Annotated in this window: 20 protein-coding genes and 1 other RNA gene; 11 read left to right on the forward strand and 10 right to left on the reverse strand. The window is 58.1% G+C overall.

Annotated elements, in window-relative coordinates; all coding sequences use genetic code 11:
* Positions 1–169: 169 nt before the first annotated feature.
* On the reverse strand, positions 170–676 hold the full coding sequence (locus tag AC2FIB_RS04920; RefSeq protein ID WP_496841784.1) for a hypothetical protein: 507 nt from the start codon (positions 674–676) through the stop codon (positions 170–172).
* Between AC2FIB_RS04920 and AC2FIB_RS04925 the strand changes: the two genes are divergently transcribed.
* Positions 675–893, forward strand: a complete 219-nt coding sequence (locus AC2FIB_RS04925; protein WP_282119059.1) for a hypothetical protein — start codon at positions 675–677, stop codon at positions 891–893. The genes AC2FIB_RS04920 and AC2FIB_RS04925 overlap by 2 nt on opposite strands.
* Here AC2FIB_RS04925 and rpmG read toward each other — a convergent pair.
* Both rpmG and AC2FIB_RS04935 read right to left on the reverse strand, forming a co-directional pair.
* Positions 886–1,053, reverse strand: a complete 168-nt coding sequence (gene rpmG, locus AC2FIB_RS04930; protein WP_058275626.1) for a 50S ribosomal protein L33 — start codon at positions 1,051–1,053, stop codon at positions 886–888. The two genes, AC2FIB_RS04925 and rpmG, sit on opposite strands and share 8 nt — an antisense overlap.
* Before the next feature lie 126 nt (positions 1,054–1,179).
* Complete coding sequence (locus AC2FIB_RS04935; protein ID WP_496734023.1) at positions 1,180–1,884, reverse strand: DUF533 domain-containing protein; 705 nt, start codon at positions 1,882–1,884, stop codon at positions 1,180–1,182.
* Positions 1,885–2,199: 315 nt separating this feature from the next.
* Here AC2FIB_RS04935 and AC2FIB_RS04940 point away from each other — a divergent pair, with 315 nt between their 5' ends.
* From AC2FIB_RS04940 to AC2FIB_RS04950, 3 genes are all read left to right on the forward strand, one after another.
* A complete protein-coding gene (locus AC2FIB_RS04940; RefSeq protein WP_496734021.1) occupies positions 2,200–2,835 on the forward strand; it encodes a DUF1326 domain-containing protein in 636 nt (211 codons plus the stop codon).
* Positions 2,836–2,848: 13 nt separating this feature from the next.
* Positions 2,849–3,691: a DUF2182 domain-containing protein gene (locus AC2FIB_RS04945; protein ID WP_496734020.1), complete on the forward strand. Its 843-nt coding sequence runs from the start codon at positions 2,849–2,851 to the stop codon at positions 3,689–3,691.
* Between the two features lie 68 nt (positions 3,692–3,759).
* Positions 3,760–4,092, forward strand: coding sequence for a GYD domain-containing protein (locus AC2FIB_RS04950; protein WP_058275623.1), 333 nt, complete (start codon positions 3,760–3,762; stop codon positions 4,090–4,092).
* 8 nt (positions 4,093–4,100) lie between these two features.
* Here AC2FIB_RS04950 and rnpB read toward each other — a convergent pair.
* The 5 genes from rnpB to gatC form a co-directional block, all read right to left on the reverse strand.
* Positions 4,101–4,500, reverse strand: an RNA gene (rnpB, locus tag AC2FIB_RS04955) — RNase P RNA component class A.
* A gap of 51 nt (positions 4,501–4,551) precedes the next feature.
* Complete coding sequence (locus tag AC2FIB_RS04960; protein ID WP_496734019.1) at positions 4,552–5,262, reverse strand: N-acetylmuramoyl-L-alanine amidase; 711 nt, start codon at positions 5,260–5,262, stop codon at positions 4,552–4,554.
* Positions 5,213–5,911: a hypothetical protein gene (locus AC2FIB_RS04965; RefSeq protein ID WP_496734018.1), complete on the reverse strand. Its 699-nt coding sequence runs from the start codon at positions 5,909–5,911 to the stop codon at positions 5,213–5,215. Before AC2FIB_RS04965 ends, AC2FIB_RS04960 begins: the two co-directional genes overlap by 50 nt.
* A 40-nt stretch (positions 5,912–5,951) precedes the next feature.
* Positions 5,952–7,439, reverse strand: coding sequence for an Asp-tRNA(Asn)/Glu-tRNA(Gln) amidotransferase subunit GatA (gene gatA, locus AC2FIB_RS04970; RefSeq protein WP_496734017.1), 1,488 nt, complete (start codon positions 7,437–7,439; stop codon positions 5,952–5,954).
* 3 nt (positions 7,440–7,442) lie between these two features.
* Positions 7,443–7,730 (reverse strand): Asp-tRNA(Asn)/Glu-tRNA(Gln) amidotransferase subunit GatC, encoded by a 288-nt coding sequence (gene gatC, locus AC2FIB_RS04975; protein ID WP_058275619.1) that lies wholly within the window; start codon positions 7,728–7,730, stop codon positions 7,443–7,445.
* Between the two features lie 236 nt (positions 7,731–7,966).
* Between gatC and AC2FIB_RS04980 the strand changes: the two genes are divergently transcribed.
* Positions 7,967–8,131, forward strand: coding sequence for a hypothetical protein (locus AC2FIB_RS04980; RefSeq protein WP_186437502.1), 165 nt, complete (start codon positions 7,967–7,969; stop codon positions 8,129–8,131).
* 140 nt (positions 8,132–8,271) lie between these two features.
* The gene (locus AC2FIB_RS04985) at positions 8,272–8,835 is read left to right on the forward strand and encodes a DUF4202 domain-containing protein (protein WP_496841785.1); all 564 of its coding nucleotides are present in this window, start codon (positions 8,272–8,274) and stop codon (positions 8,833–8,835) included.
* On the opposite strand, the gene AC2FIB_RS04990 is transcribed toward AC2FIB_RS04985, so the two are convergent.
* Complete coding sequence (locus AC2FIB_RS04990; protein WP_496734015.1) at positions 8,826–9,482, reverse strand: ceramidase domain-containing protein; 657 nt, start codon at positions 9,480–9,482, stop codon at positions 8,826–8,828. The two genes, AC2FIB_RS04985 and AC2FIB_RS04990, sit on opposite strands and share 10 nt — an antisense overlap.
* Before the next feature lie 60 nt (positions 9,483–9,542).
* Between AC2FIB_RS04990 and AC2FIB_RS04995 the strand changes: the two genes are divergently transcribed.
* A complete protein-coding gene (locus AC2FIB_RS04995) occupies positions 9,543–10,235 on the forward strand; it encodes a metal-dependent hydrolase (RefSeq protein ID WP_496734014.1) in 693 nt (230 codons plus the stop codon).
* A 2-nt stretch (positions 10,236–10,237) separates the two neighbouring features.
* Here the strand turns inward: AC2FIB_RS04995 and AC2FIB_RS05000 are convergent, their stop codons facing one another.
* Entirely contained in the window at positions 10,238–10,687 is a 450-nt protein-coding gene (locus tag AC2FIB_RS05000; protein WP_282151698.1) for a nucleoside deaminase, read from the reverse strand.
* Between AC2FIB_RS05000 and AC2FIB_RS05005 the strand changes: the two genes are divergently transcribed.
* The 4 genes from AC2FIB_RS05005 (at position 10,686) to AC2FIB_RS05020 (ending at position 14,837) form a co-directional block, all read left to right on the forward strand.
* On the forward strand, positions 10,686–11,558 hold the full coding sequence (locus tag AC2FIB_RS05005; protein ID WP_496734013.1) for a pseudouridine synthase: 873 nt from the start codon (positions 10,686–10,688) through the stop codon (positions 11,556–11,558). The two genes, AC2FIB_RS05000 and AC2FIB_RS05005, sit on opposite strands and share 2 nt — an antisense overlap.
* A gap of 174 nt (positions 11,559–11,732) precedes the next feature.
* The gene (locus tag AC2FIB_RS05010) at positions 11,733–12,647 is read left to right on the forward strand and encodes a 5-bromo-4-chloroindolyl phosphate hydrolysis family protein (RefSeq protein WP_496734012.1); all 915 of its coding nucleotides are present in this window, start codon (positions 11,733–11,735) and stop codon (positions 12,645–12,647) included.
* 29 nt (positions 12,648–12,676) lie between these two features.
* Complete coding sequence (locus tag AC2FIB_RS05015) at positions 12,677–13,867, forward strand: toxic anion resistance protein (protein WP_058275612.1); 1,191 nt, start codon at positions 12,677–12,679, stop codon at positions 13,865–13,867.
* Positions 13,868–13,916: 49 nt separating this feature from the next.
* Positions 13,917–14,837, forward strand: coding sequence for a DUF2927 domain-containing protein (locus tag AC2FIB_RS05020; RefSeq protein WP_496841839.1), 921 nt, complete (start codon positions 13,917–13,919; stop codon positions 14,835–14,837).
* Positions 14,838–14,842 lie beyond the last annotated feature (5 nt).

Raw genomic sequence — 14,842 nt, forward strand, 5'->3', positions numbered from 1 at the left:
AATTCGAATTCAAAGGCGGGCCAGATTTGGCCCGCTTTTTTTGTTTGCCTCGCTGCATGGCATCCCGTCCGAGACGGCAAACAGGCAGCGCAGACTTGTGACGTTAAGAACAAAAAAAGCCTCCACCAACACGGTGGAGGCTTTCTTTAGTTGTATCTTTTTGGTTCGATCAGCTGCAGTTCAGAGCAACCGCAAAACCCGAGCTGCGCGACGACGACCCCTTGCGGAACACGTCACCCGCAGGCAGGCACCCGGTAAACTGTTCGGCATTTTGGCCAAAAGCTGCGCCGATGTTGTTGTCCACACGGGTGCTGTTGTTTTCGGTCCTAAGCACACCGAACAAAGTGCCGTTCACGCTGACAGTGCTTAAGAACAAGTTCATGTCCGAACCGGTCAGAACGACTGAGTTTGTGTCGCTGCGTCCACCATTGTCGATCGCGACGCGGGCTACTTTTTCCGCTTCGGTCTGATCCGTTACGACCGGGATGGATGGCAACAAAGCCAGTTCCGCCGGAATATTAGTGGCGTCGGGAAGGAACGAGACCGCACCGGGAACATCCGAGAGGGTCCGGGGCTCACCATCGATGCCCGTGAAGCCAACGCCCGATCGATTAAAGGGGTCTTCACAAGCCGCAAGGGCGAATACGGCAATTGTGGATAACAAGATTTTTTTCATGGCGACCAACATTTTGGAACGATTTGCTGAAGCGTATGGCCAAGGGGTTCCAAAAAGCAACCCGCCGCCCAACCGAATAGCCGTTACGCTGATGCGCCACTGCAACGGCCAGTTTCTGATCCCGGGCATTTCACCCAGCCGCATGCACAAAGAAAAAGGGTTCCGCATCAGCGAAACCCTTTTTCATTCTGTCCAAGTTGGACGGCAGATTACTTAATCTTGCCTTCCTTGTACTCGACATGTTTCCGAGCAACCGGATCGTATTTACGAACGATCATTTTCTCGGTCATGGTGCGAGCATTTTTCTTGGTCACGTAGAAGTGGCCCGTGCCCGCGGTCGAGTTCAGACGGATCTTGATTGTCGTCGGCTTCGCCATGGTTATCTCCTGCGTCCGAAAAGGCAGGGGCCTTTCGGTTGAATTCCTATGAGCGTGCGCTTTTACGCCTTGCACGGCTCGTGTCAAGGGCAATTGGGCACATGATCGGCTGATCAGGGATCAGGCCTATGTCGAAAGTGTCGGCGCGCCCATATACGAGTGAATCTGGTCGCGTTCGGCATCAGATAAACCCAGCGCAGTGGCCAGTTGAACAAGGTAAGAGGCCTCGCGCTGGTTATCCAGACGAATCGCCGCCAGAGACGTGGCATAGACCTGCGCTTTCAATGGCGCACCGGAATCAGCAGCCAGGCCGATAACATCAATCGGGCCATTCAACTGATCCTGAACAAAGGCGCGTTCTTCATCGCTGATGTCATCACCCAATTCGCCCAGAATGGTTTCCTTCTCTTGCTCATCTAGCTCTCCGTCCGCCTTGGCTGCCTGGATCATCGCGCGCAGCATCAGCTTGGCCTGCTCCTCCATCGCCGCGCCCCCGGGTGTGCCTTTGAATACCGTATCCATCATGTCGGCGGTCTGCTGGCTGCCTGATTTTGCTGCCCCCTGCATGGCATTCATCAGCCCACCAAGACCTGCGGCCCCGGCCGGATTGGCCATGCCAAGCTTTCCAATTATCTCTTGCAGCCCACCGGCACCCCCCGGCATCCCGAACTGTTCTGCCATCTTGCCCAGTTGATCCATGCCAAAGCCGCCCCCGGCGCCCTGCATCATATCTTGCAGACCGGCCATCCCGCCCATTTGCTTGTACTTTTCCATGCCTTTTGCTGCAGCAAATCCAACTGCGACCGAAGCCAGTGCCTTCATGAAACTCATAACAATCCTCCCAATATTCAAAATGCGTTTTTGCAATATAGCAGATATCTGCGACTCAAAAATCCGCGGATTAAGCAGATGCCCTAACGCTAGCGCAAAGCTGACCAATGGTGGCTTCGTATCAGAAAGTGAACATGTAACAGGCGTATTCCCGCACAAGTGCATGTCTAATTTGTCAGAAATTCGAATGTGTGATAGTAACCGCGCCATCACAATCCAAAGAAGCCAATTTCCGGCTCGATCTTCGAGGCACCATGAACAGGCAAGCAACCGTGCAAGCAGGGTTTGCACGATTAAATTTGTTTAGGGGGCATCATGACTGAATGGACTATTAAGGGCGAAGAGCTGGCCAACTGTAACTGCAACTTCGGTTGTCCTTGCCAGTTCAGCGTACTTCCGACACATGGCAATTGCGAGGCCGTCGTCGTATTCGACATCGAAAGCGGTCACTATGGGGACACAGATCTGGCGGGCGTAAGGGCGGCTGGGGTGTACTATTGGCCGGGTCCTATCCATGAGGGCAACGGTCAGATGCAACTGATCATAGATGAAAGCGCCAGCGCCGATCAGCGCGCGGCCCTGCAGGCCATCATGACCGGTGAAGATACCGATGAAATGGCAACCTTCTGGTATGTCTACAGCGCCATGGCTCCGACCAAACATGAAACGCTCTTCGTTCCGATCGAGCTGAACTGGAACCGCGACGAGCGCACCGGGTTTGCAAAGGTGAACGGCGTCTTCGATGTCGAAGTCAGCCCGATTCCGCATATCGTATCGGGTGCGGCGCACCGGGCGTCAATTCAGCTGCCAAACGGGTTTGAATACCGTCACGCCGAAGCTGCCTCGGGCTCTGCCAAGACTCATGGCGGCGAAATTAGCCTGACCTTTGACGCGACGCACGCTCATCTGGCCCACCTGAACATTTCGGGCCACGGTGTCCTGGGCGCCTGATCCGGGGGTCATCATGACATCCCATCCCACACCGCCCCGCACCGGGGCGGTTGAGCAGCTTATGCGGCGTGAGCGAGTCATCGTGCTGGCCGGTGTGTCGCTGATCGTTCTGGTTGCAGCCTGGTACACCATCGCCGGGATCGGCATGAACATGACGGCCACCGAAATGACCACGATGGCGGGTCCGATCGGAGAGCCCATGCAAATGGGTGAAGCGCCCGGTTGGGGCCTGCAATACGTAATCCTGATCTTTCTGATGTGGTGGGTCATGATGATTGCGATGATGACCCCCAGCGCCGCCCCGGCGGTCCTGCTGTATTCAGCGATAAAACGCGCGGGGCCCGAACGGGACAAGGCAGCGCAGTTCAGCTTTTACTTTCTGACGGGTTATCTGATCGCCTGGGCTTTTTTCAGCGTTGCCGCGACGGGTCTACAATGGGGCCTCGAAAGTGTTGGGCTGTCTGACGGTCCAATGATGACAATTCGGTCCAAAACATTCGCCAGTTGCGTCCTTATCATGGCAGGCGCGTACCAGTTGTCGGACCTCAAGACCGCCTGTCTGCGGCATTGTCAAAGCCCTGCCCGGTTCATTGCCGATCATCACCGACCCGGAGCGTTTGGCGCGTTCCGAACCGGTGCGCTGCATGGGCTGTACTGCCTTGGCTGTTGCTGGGCCTTGATGGCGCTGCTGTTCGTCGGCGGGATCATGAACCTGTACTGGATTGCCGGAATTGCGGTCTACGTCGCATTGGAAAAGCTGCTGCCGGGTGCACGATGGTTGCCCACCCTGACCGGTCTTGGGCTGATCGCAGTGGGTTTCTGGATCGTCCTGGACGCCCTTATGAGCATTTTTTAAGTCCCGTTTTCAGGCCGCGGAACAGGCCAATTTCAGCGTTCCAAACCATTGAAACAAGGAGAAGACTTATGCCTATTTTCATAACTTACGCGACCTACTCGCAGGATGGCGTCAAAGGAATGCTGAAGAAGCCTGCAGACCGCACGGCGGCCGTCCGGGCGTTGCTGAAAAAAGTCGGTGGCAAGCTTTTGGCATTTTACATGACGACCGGCGAAAATGACGTGGTGGTCGTAAGTGAAGTTCCGGATGGCACTGACGCAGTAGCCATTGGAATGGCCGTTGCGGCCTCGGGTGCAGTATCAAACGTTGAAACAGTACGCGCCTGGAAGGCGAAGGACTTTGCCGCCATTACCAAGAAGGCTGCCAAGCTGACCGGGGCTTACACGCCGCCCGGTAAGTGAACTGAGTTATGCGCGGAGGGCCTGTAAGCCGGATCTTGTTCCGGGGTTGCCCCCTTCGATGACCATTCCTCTAGGCCGCGCATTGCTGCGCGGCTCAAGCTGCCAACCCGGTCCCTCTTGGCCAGGACGTGCCTAGCGGCGGTATCGGCTTACGCCGACCGGCCCGCGCGGGGACCCTATTTGGCATTGCTCCCGGTGGGGCTTGCCGTGCCGCCACTGTTGCCAGCGGCGCGGTGGGCTCTTACCCCACCGTTTCACCCTTACCTCGGACCGAAGTCCGGGGCGGTCTGATTTCTGTGGCGCTTTCCGTCGGGTTGCCCCGCCCGGGCGTTACCCGGCACCGTTGTCTTGTGGAGTCCGGACTTTCCTCTCGGGCCTTGCGGCCCCAGCGGCCATCCGGCCCTCCGCGCAAGCGGTGGGTATGCTTTGTGACAGGCTGCGTCAAGAGCGCAGAGCGGATCAGGATTGGGCGGTCAGAGGTGCGAAATCGGCCTTCTGCAACGGACCTGTAGCCCAAGGACGGAATCGCAGGCGAACGGCAGACAGCAAAGTTTCGTCGTCTACGTCAGCGCTGAAGCCGGCGGATTGAGCCAGAATCCGAAACTGATCCATCGGCGCATCTAGCGGGCCATCGCTTTGTCCGCGCGGCGCGGCCAGTTTGTTGCGCTCGAGCCGCAGCCAGTCAAATCGCGGCCCGGGATCAAATTTGCGTCCGGGTGCCATGTCGGAATGACCGATCACACCGTATGGGCGAATGCCCCAGCGATGCATGATCTGAGGCAACAACTGTTCCAGCCTGCGCATTTGCAGGTCTGAAAACGGGTGCCTGCCGGTATTGTCCAACTCGATGCCGATCGAACGGGAGTTGATATCCTTCTGACCGCTCCATTCTCCGGCCCCTGCGTGCCAGGCGCGGTCCTCTTCTCGCACCATGTGCCAGAGCGTCCCGTCGCCCCCAATCAAGTAATGGGCCGAAACTTCGTGGACAGGGTCGCATAACCTGTCCAGTGCCTCTTGCGCGCTGTTCATCGCCGTATAGTGCAAAACGATCAGGGACGGCTTCAGCCCGTCCCTGCGTGGTCCGAAGTTAGGCGAAGCGTGCCAGATTGGCGCTTGCGGATCAGTTGTTGACGGCACTGCGGAATGCACTGGGATCCCAGGCACAGGCATACCCATCCCCATCCGGGTCCAGACCGTTGCGATCACGCTGAGGGCCGCCGTTGGCCAGAAACTCGATCTGAGCTTGGTCAGGCGACGGGAACTTGGCGCAATTCCGCTGCGCCTTGGCCTCAAGATTGAAACCAGCGCGGCTGTAAAGCTGTGTACCAACTGGATTCGAAGTGCTTAGAGCGTATTGCACGATATTAGGCTGGCCGTCCGATCCGCGCTGCGGAACAGCAGTTGGGGTGACGACTTCGTAGGTCTGGCGGTTCTGTTGAATCAGGGCCGCGTCGTTTTCGATCGTGCGACGGCCTGATACAGCCGCGAAATCCTGTTCGTCGGAGATCGCATTGTTACTGGCGGCGGACAGCGGGGCTTGCGTCAACGTGCTTTGCCCCGAAGTATTGGCCAATGCAGCTGCGGTTGCCGACGCGATATCAGCGTTATCCCCAGTCGGAGTGCTGCCGGGTGCGCCCAATTGTTGTTCTGAAACCTCAGCAGGGCCAGTCAATGGGTTGCCGGTATAGCCCTGTCCGGCTAGCGCCGCCTCGCGCTGCGCCTGATATTGAGGCGTGTTGAATCCTGTACCCTGGACCGGGGCCACCGTGTTACAGGCGGCCACAAGCCCGATTGCGGGGATCAGAAGCGTAAAGCGCATTCAGCTGCTCCGTCTTAGCTGGTCTTGCCTGATCCGAGGATTACCACCATTTGCTCGGCTTGGCCACAAACCCGGCCGCACTTTCCAGCGCGTAGGCTGTGTTCAGCAAATCGCCTTCGTCCCACGGGCGGCCGATCAGCTGCAGCCCCAACGGCAGACCCTGCTGGTCCAGACCTGCAGGAACCGAGATACCGGGCAAGCCCGCCAGGTTCACCGTTACGGTAAAGACGTCGTTGAGGTACATCTGTACCGGGTCCGCCTCGGTCATCTCGCCCAATCCAAACGACGCCGACGGGGTTGCCGGTGTAAGGATCGCATCGATCCCCGCAGCAAATACATCCTCGAAGTCTTTCTTGATCAGGGTTCGCACCTTGCGGGCACGGTTATAGTAAGCGTCGTAGAACCCTGCCGACAGCACATAGGTCCCGATCATCACTCGACGCTGCACTTCGTGGCCAAAGCCTTCGGCACGGGTCTTTTCGTACATCTCGGTAATGCCATCGCCTTGCGCCAGTTGCGCGCGGCGGCCATAGCGGACACCGTCATAACGGGCGAGGTTCGAGGACGCTTCGGCCGGTGCAATCACGTAGTATGCGGGCAGCGCATACTTGGTGTGCGGCAGCGAAATGTCGACGATCTCAGCGCCTGCTGCTTTCAGCATCTCGGCGCCTTCGGCCCACAGCTTTTCGATCTCGGCAGGCATGCCTTCCATGCGGTATTCCTTGGGGATACCGATCTTCTTGCCTTTAATCTCGCCGGTCAGCATCGCCTCAAAATTCGGCACCGCCAGTTCGGTGCTGGTCGAATCCTTGGGGTCGTGACCACACATCGTCTCGAGCATGATCGCAGCGTCGCGCACGTTCTTGGTCATCGGCCCGGCTTGATCCAATGAAGAAGCGAACGCAACGATGCCCCAGCGCGAGCACCGACCATAGGTCGGCTTGATGCCGGTAATGCCAACAAATGCAGCAGGCTGGCGGATCGAACCACCGGTATCGGTACCGGTGGCGGCCAGACAAAGATCTGCCGCAACGGCCGAGGCCGAGCCACCGGACGAGCCACCGGGTGTCAGTTGCGCATCATCATTGCCGCGGCGCCACGGGCTGACCGCGTTGCCGTACACGGAAGTTTCGTTAGACGAGCCCATGGCGAATTCGTCCATGTTCAGCTTACCCAGCATAACCGCGCCTGCGTCTGCCAGTTGCTGAGACACAGTAGATTCGTATTCAGGCTTGAAACCTTCAAGGATTTTCGAAGCCGCCTGTGAAGGCACCCCTTTGGTGCAGAACAAGTCCTTAATGCCGATCGGCAGGCCGCACATAGACGGTGCATCGCCGCCCTTGATCCGCTCGTCCGCCGACTTGGCGCGCTCCAGCGCGATTTCGGGTGTCTTGTGGACAAAAGCGTTCAGCGCGTCGGCGTCATCGATTGCCTTCAGGCAGGATTCGGTCAGCTCGACAGAGGTTACGTCGCCAGCGCGCAGAGCGTCGCGCGCTTCGGCCAGGCCCAGTTTGTTCAGATCGCTCATGTCTTACTCCACAACTTTGGGAACAGCGAAAAACCCTTCGCGCGCATCGGGGGCATTGGCCAGTACCTTGTCTTGCTGGTTGCCGTCAGTGACCACATCCTCGCGGCGTTTTAGGCGCATCGGCTCGACCGAAACCATCGGTTCGACACCTTCGACATCAACCTCGTTGAGTTGTTCGATGAAGCCAAGGATGGTGTTGAATTCGGATGCCAGCGCAGGCAGCGCGTCATCCTCGACCTTGATCCGGGCCAGTTTGGCCACCTTGGCGGCGTTGCTTTGATCAATCGACATCGGATATCCTCATATGCGTTAGGGGGCATTTACCTGTCTGGTCGCCGGGTCGCAAGACCGCCAAGGCGCTGATCCACCCTTGAGCGCATGGCAAAGGTCCATAAATCCTGTCCGATCATTCATTTCTAATTACTCTCATGCAAAAAATGAACCAATTAGTTCACTTCGCATCTTGAAATACTGAACTGAACTGTTCATTTCATATGGTACGGCACAGCCTAATATGGAGAAAAACGATGAAAACGTTCATGACTGCCTTTGTACTGGCCACTACGGTTCTTGCTGCGCAAGCTCAGGCGGGCGCTTTTGGCCCAAGCATGGACACCCTGACCCGCAGCCTGATTTTCCCCGATCAGGTGTCGGAACCTGTCACCCAGGATCAGAACAAACCGGGCAAATAATTTAGCCCGCAAAACCGGGTCGGGTCCAAATGCCCCGGCCCGGCAATTGCCTGCTGCGCTCCGCGCGGCGTATCGCTACGGTGGTCCACAAGTAACCCGCCGGCCTGCCCTGCAGATCCGGCAAGCCAACGGAGCGGAAGATGAACGCGCGCAAGCAAGCTGTTCTGGACGCAATTGATGCGGCCAACTCACACGACCCCAACCTCGAAGACGGCCAGCCCGCTGAACTGCTTTATGGTCAGCGCATGAGCGCTGAGTTGGACAGGTTGTTCCCCGACGCCTCGGACCCGTTGCAGATTGCAGCGCGGGGTCAGCATGTGGAACGATGGAAGCTCGCGCGCAGTGAATACCCCGAAGGTCGTGCCGGATATCTGGTTTGGCGCAAGGCGCAGGGCGTCCACCACGCCGAGATCGTGATGGGGCTTATGAAACAGAACGGCTACTCTGCCGAAGATATCGAATCTGCTGGCCGGATGCTGCGCAAACAGGGCATCAAGCGTGACGACGAGGTGCAGGCGCTGGAGGATGTGATCTGTTTCGTTTTCCTAAAATGGTACTTCGCTCCATTCGCCAAAAAGCACTCAGCCGAAAAAATTCAAAGCATTGTCAAGAAAACCGCGCGCAAGATGTCTGAGCAAGGCCGCGCACGTGTGCTGACCGAATTTGACTTACCCGCGGAGCTGGCCGCAGCGTTTCAGGCCTGAGCCGCGCGGGTCAGGTGCCTACGATACACCTCGATCATCCAGCCCAGCATGAGGGCATTCAGGATGTGCCACATGAAATGCGTGCCAAACGGGATCTGCCCACATATGGGTTCGTCCAGCGCACGAAAGGTGATCGATGCGATCAGGATCATCGCCCCGATGGCCAGACCACGGGAGGTGTCCGGCACCCGGCGGCGCAAAAGGAACGCATAGATCAAGATCAGCAGCGGCACCGGGGCATAGGCCGCTGACCCACCCAAACCCGGCACAAGCTGGAACAAGGGTACCGTAGCTGCGGCATAGGGAATGAACAGCGCCGTCACGATCCCGGCCGTAGGCGGCCGCATGTGCCAGACGTCCCGGTTGATCGCGAAAATGTAGACCAGGATGTACAGCAAAATCGGCAGAACATCCGCCATGGCGGCCCAGACCTGCGCGTGGGTATGGAACAGGTAGCTGCCAAGCCCGATGGCAGTCAGAATGGCCACCAACAGCATCGCCAGCGGCATCCCCTGCCCGCGCACGCGCAGCCACATGACAAATGCTGCAATCAGAAACGCCGCGTTTGTCAACGCGTTTATCGGTTCGGCCCAATAGGCGGGCGACAAGCGCTCGCAATAGCCATCAATTTCCTGAAACCAGTCCATGAACTTTTACATAGCCGATGCTAAGTTAATGCCAACAGTTTGTTTTGGGAGGATGAATTCATGAACATCATTTGGCTGGGACACGGCAGTTTCCGCATCGAAACCGGCGGACAGGTTCTGCTGGTCGACCCCTGGCTGACGGGTAACCCAGTCTTGTCCGAGGAACAGCATGATGACGCGCTAAATGGGGCGACTCATATCCTTCTTACGCATACACATTTCGATCACGTCGCCGATGTCGTATCGCTGGCCAAGCACCTGAACGTCCCCGTGGTCGGACAATACGACCTGATGGGGTTTTGGAGCGAGTCCGAAGGGCTGGAAACTATCGGCTACAACAAAGGTGGCACCGTGAACCTGAACGGCGTCAAAGTGTCAATGGTTCCGGCCTCGCACAGTTCAACCTTTTCCACGCCCGACGGGTTGCGCACCGGCGGCAGCGAGGTCGGGTTCATGATCGCCTCGGAAGGGCGCATGCTGTATGTCTCTGGCGATACAGATATCATGGCCGATATGGATTGGATGGGGGATTACTACAAACCCGATATCGGCATCCTGTCGGCAGGCGGTCATTTCACGATGGACATGAAGGGCGCGGCGTATGCGGCCAAGCGGTATTTCAATTTCAAGACCGTGATTCCTTGCCATTACAAGACCTTCCCGATCCTCGAACAATCAGCTCAGGCGCTGGTCGATGGGTTGCCGGGGGTCGATGTCATCGAACCCGAGGTGATGAAGGCCATTACCATTTAGGGTCAACGCCGTGCGGCGAAGAACTCTTTCAGAAGCTCGGCGGCCTCCTGCCCTCGGATGCCGTCGTAAACCTCTGGCACGTGGTGCGCTTGTGTATGGGTGAAAACCCGCGCGCCATGGTCAACGCCGCCAGATTTCGGATCGGCAGCCCCGTAATAGATGCGCCGGATACGCGCCGCCGCCAATGCCGCCGCGCACATCGCGCAAGGCTCTAACGTCACATAGAGATCGTGATCGGGCAGACGTTCGGATCCGGCTGCGGCGCATGCAGCACGCAGGGCCAGGATCTCGGCATGGGCGGTGGGATCGTTCAGCTCTCGTGTTCGGTTGCCCGCAGAGGCCACGATCACTCCATCGGGGCCGGCAATAACGGCACCTACAGGTACTTCGCCGCGATCTGCCGCAGCGCGCGCTTCAACCAGCGCCTTATCCATGTGCGATCTGAATACCATGCCTCTGACTGCATCAGAAACCTGTCTTTCGCAAGCGGCCGGGATGCGCTATGGGCTGCGGATGACCAAAACCCCTCCTCCCGGCGACCGGATCGCCAAAGTCCTTGCCCGCGCAGGCGTTGCCTCGCGCCGCGAAGCTGAACGCATGATCGAAGCAGGTCGTGTGAGTGTAAACGGCAAGACCATCGACAGCCCCGCGCTGAACGTCACCGCCAAGGACAAGATTTTTGTCGACGGCAAACCGGTGTCGGAGCCGGAACCTTCGCGCCTGTGGCTGTATCACAAGCCTTCTGGTCTGGTTACAACGACACGTGACGAAAAGGGGCGCGCGACCATTTTTGACAAACTGCCCGAGGATATGCCCCGGGTCATGAGTGTCGGGCGGTTGGACCTGAACTCGGAAGGGTTGCTGCTGTTAACAAATGATGGCGGCATCAAGCGCAAGCTGGAACTGCCCGCAACAGGATGGCTGCGCAAATACCGCGTGCGTGTAAATGGCCGCCCCAAGGATGAGGATTTCGAACCCTTGCGCAAGGGCTTGGTGATCGAAGGTGAGCGTTTTCAACCCATGACTGTCACGCTTGACCGCCAGCAAGGCGCGAATGCGTGGCTGACCATTGGTCTGCGCGAAGGCAAAAACCGCGAAATTCGTCGCGCGATAGAAGATATCGGTTTTGCGGTGAACCGGCTGCTGCGCGTATCTTACGGCCCGTTCCAACTGGGAAGCCTGAAACCTGGTGAGGTCGAGGAAATCCGCCGTCGGGTCATGCGGGATCAGCTGGGTCTGGAAGCCGAGCCCGAAGCATCGACCAAACGACCCGCGCGACCACAGCGAAAACGCCCCCAAATCGGCAAGAAACCTCGCAAGTGACGCAGGTTAGGCAACCTTCCCCCTAGCGCCACGGCCTCTCATGGCCTAGATTTCCCCAAGGGGCATACTTGGGGGGCGCCATGTCCGGGACCGGAGTGCAAAAATTAGCCTATGTTGTGCTGTTGGCACTAATGCTTGGCGTGTGCACTGGCCTGCTAGGGGGCTTGTGAGCGCATGACCAAACGGTATGGCGGAAAATACAGCCCTCAAGGCGACCCGGCACAGCCAGACCAAAACCCGCGTGGCCAGTTTGACGGCGCACGCGTCGAACCTGCTGGCGCCCGCGCCAACCTTTTGTTCTTGCCCGCGATCCCTTTGGTGTTCCTGTCACTGAACGACGGCGCAGTTGGCATGACAATCGGGCTGATTGCAGCCGGCGTTTTGACCGGCGCGGCATTCCTCTTGCGTGAAGGATTGCGGGCCGAGTCTGCCTATAATGCCCGGCGCACCGCCCGTCGCCCGGCGTTTCCCAGAAAAATATTCTCCAGTCTCCTGACCGGGCTTGGGATCGGGTTGGCCGCATACCGCACAGAATTTCTGGATGCAGCCACAGCGTCCGAGGCTAGCCTTATTGCACCGATCCTTTTCGGCTTGGTAGCTGGTGCCCTCCACTCAGCCTCATTCGGAATTGATCCGATGAAAGACAAGGGTATGGAGGGCATCGACACCTTTCAGCAAGACCGCGTTGCCCGCGTAGTTGAAGACGCCGAAACGCACCTGTCCGAGATGACCGACGCCGTCAAACGTGCGGGCGACCGCAGGATCGAAGCCCGGGTTGAACGGTTTCAGGATACCGCCCGCGACCTGTTCCGCACGGTCGAGGAAGACCCCCGCGATCTGGCCGGTGCGCGTAAATACCTGACCGTTTACTTAAAGGGCGCGCGTGACGCGACGGTCAAGTTTGCTGACGTTTATGCCCGCACCCGAGATGCGCAGGCGCTGGAGGATTATTCGTCCCTCCTGGATGATCTTGAACAGAATTTCGCGGCGCGTACCCGCAAGTTGCTTTTGGACGACCGCAGTGATCTGACGGTTGAAATTGATGTGTTGCGCGAAAGGCTGCAACGCGAAGGCGTCCGGTTGGACTGACCGGCCACAATTTGAGAGAGGATTACCCCATGTCCGATGACATCAAGAATAAGGCGGTCGAGGCTGAAACGCTTGTGCAGGAAGTGACCGCTGTCACCTTGCCCGACCCGACCGCCGAAATCGTTTTGCTTGAGGAGGCCGATGAACCTGTCAGCGCCGAAATCCGCAAGCGCATGGACGAGATCGACATGGATAACACCAATTCCATCGTCGCGTTCGGGTCGTCTGCCCAGGCGGAATTGCAGGAAATCAGCCAGGCCATGCTGGCGGATGTCCGCAACAAAGATGTCGGACCTGCCGGGGACAGTCTGCGCAATATCGTCACGACGATCCGCGGGTTTTCAGTCAGTGAGCTGGATGTCCGGCGCGAACGCAGCTGGTGGGAAAAGCTGTTGGGCAAGGCTGCGCCTTTCGCCCAGTTTACCGCCAAGTTTGAAGATGTTCAGGGGCAGATCGACAGGATCACCGACGACTTGCTGGGCCACGAGCATACGCTGCTGAAAGACATCAAGTCGCTGGACCTGTTGTATGAAAAGACGCTGGGCTTTTATGACGAGCTTGCGCTGTATATCGCAGCAGGCGAAGAAAAACTGACCGAGCTGGACAGCCAGAATATTCCCGAAAAAGAAGCCGAAGTTCAGGCCGCGCCCGAAGACCAACAAGTTATGAAAGCGCAAGAGCTGCGTGACCTGCGTGCAGCGCGGGATGATCTGGAACGGCGTGTTCACGACCTGAAGCTGACACGACAGGTGACGATGCAATCGCTGCCCTCGATCCGGTTGGTGCAGGAAAATGACAAGTCGCTGGTGACCAAGATCAACTCAACCCTCGTCAACACCGTGCCGTTGTGGGAAACGCAACTGGCGCAGGCCGTCACCATCCAGCGTAGCGCCGAGGCGGCCGCGGCCGTGCGTGATGCGAATGACCTGACGAATGAGCTGCTGACCTCGAACGCGGCGAACCTGCGTGAGTCGAACAAGATGATCCGCGAGGAAATGGAACGCGGTGTGTTTGATATCGAGGCGGTCAAGCAAGCCAATGCTGACCTGATCGGTACGATCAACGAAAGCCTTGCAATTGCTGACGAAGGCAAGGCCAAACGCGCCGCAGCCGAACAGGAGCTGCAGAAGATGGAGACCGAGCTACGCGACACCCTTGCCTCTGCCAAGGCGCGCAAAGACGGCGTCGGCGACAACGCTGGAACTGCGGTTTCGAGCTAAAGGCAGGCTGGACGTGCGAGTGCCGGGATATCTGAAACCTCTGTTGGGTATGGTGGCGCTGTTGGCGCTGGCCAATTGTGATGAGGCGCTGACGTCGTCCGTCGTGCCGCAACCGCGCCCGGTTGCACCTGCACCGGCACCTAATGCTTATGTTCCCCCGTCTGCGGCAAGCCAGGATCTGGCCCGGTTCTATCAGCGGGTCGAACGTGACCTGCTCACCCGCGACATGTTGCGCGTGGATGGAGGCGGTCCCGACACACCGTATGATGCCGATGATCTGGCCCGCAATTTCGAGGCTATTGCCTTTTACAGCGAATACCCCGATCACGCTGTAACCACGCGCATTCGGCGAACGGACGGGCAACTTAGCCGGTGGGCAGGACCTGTGCGGATTCAGACCGAATTCGCCCCGTCCGTGGCACCCGAGATACGCGCAAAAGACTCCGCCGACGTCGAGGCATTTGCGGAACGGCTGAGCAAATTGACGGATCATCCAATCTCGGTCGTCAATCGCAAGGCCAATTTCCATGTCTTCTTTGCAGGCAAAGATGACAGCGCCTATGTGGTGAAACGCCTGAAACAGCTGATTCCCGGTATCAGCACGCCTTCGCTAGAATTGGTAGCAAACCCGCGTGCCAATATTGACTGCCTTGTTTTTGCGTCTCCGACCAATACCTCACCGTATAAATTTGTGCGGGCTGTCACGCTCATCCGGGCTGAACTGCCAGACCTCACCCGACGCAGCTGCATCCACGAGGAAATTGCGCAGGGGCTTGGATTGTCCAATGACAGCCCGGCGGCACGGCCTTCGATTTTCAACGACAATGACGAGTTTGCGCTGTTGACCAGCCATGACGAAAAACTTCTGACAATGCTTTATGATCCCCGACTTGAGCCCGGTGTGACAGCCGAGGACGCCCGCCCGGTGGTCCGGATTATTGCTCGCGAATTGATGGGCCAGCAGCTCTGAGCCCA

Source organism: Ruegeria sp. YTSA072, assembly GCF_059610285.1.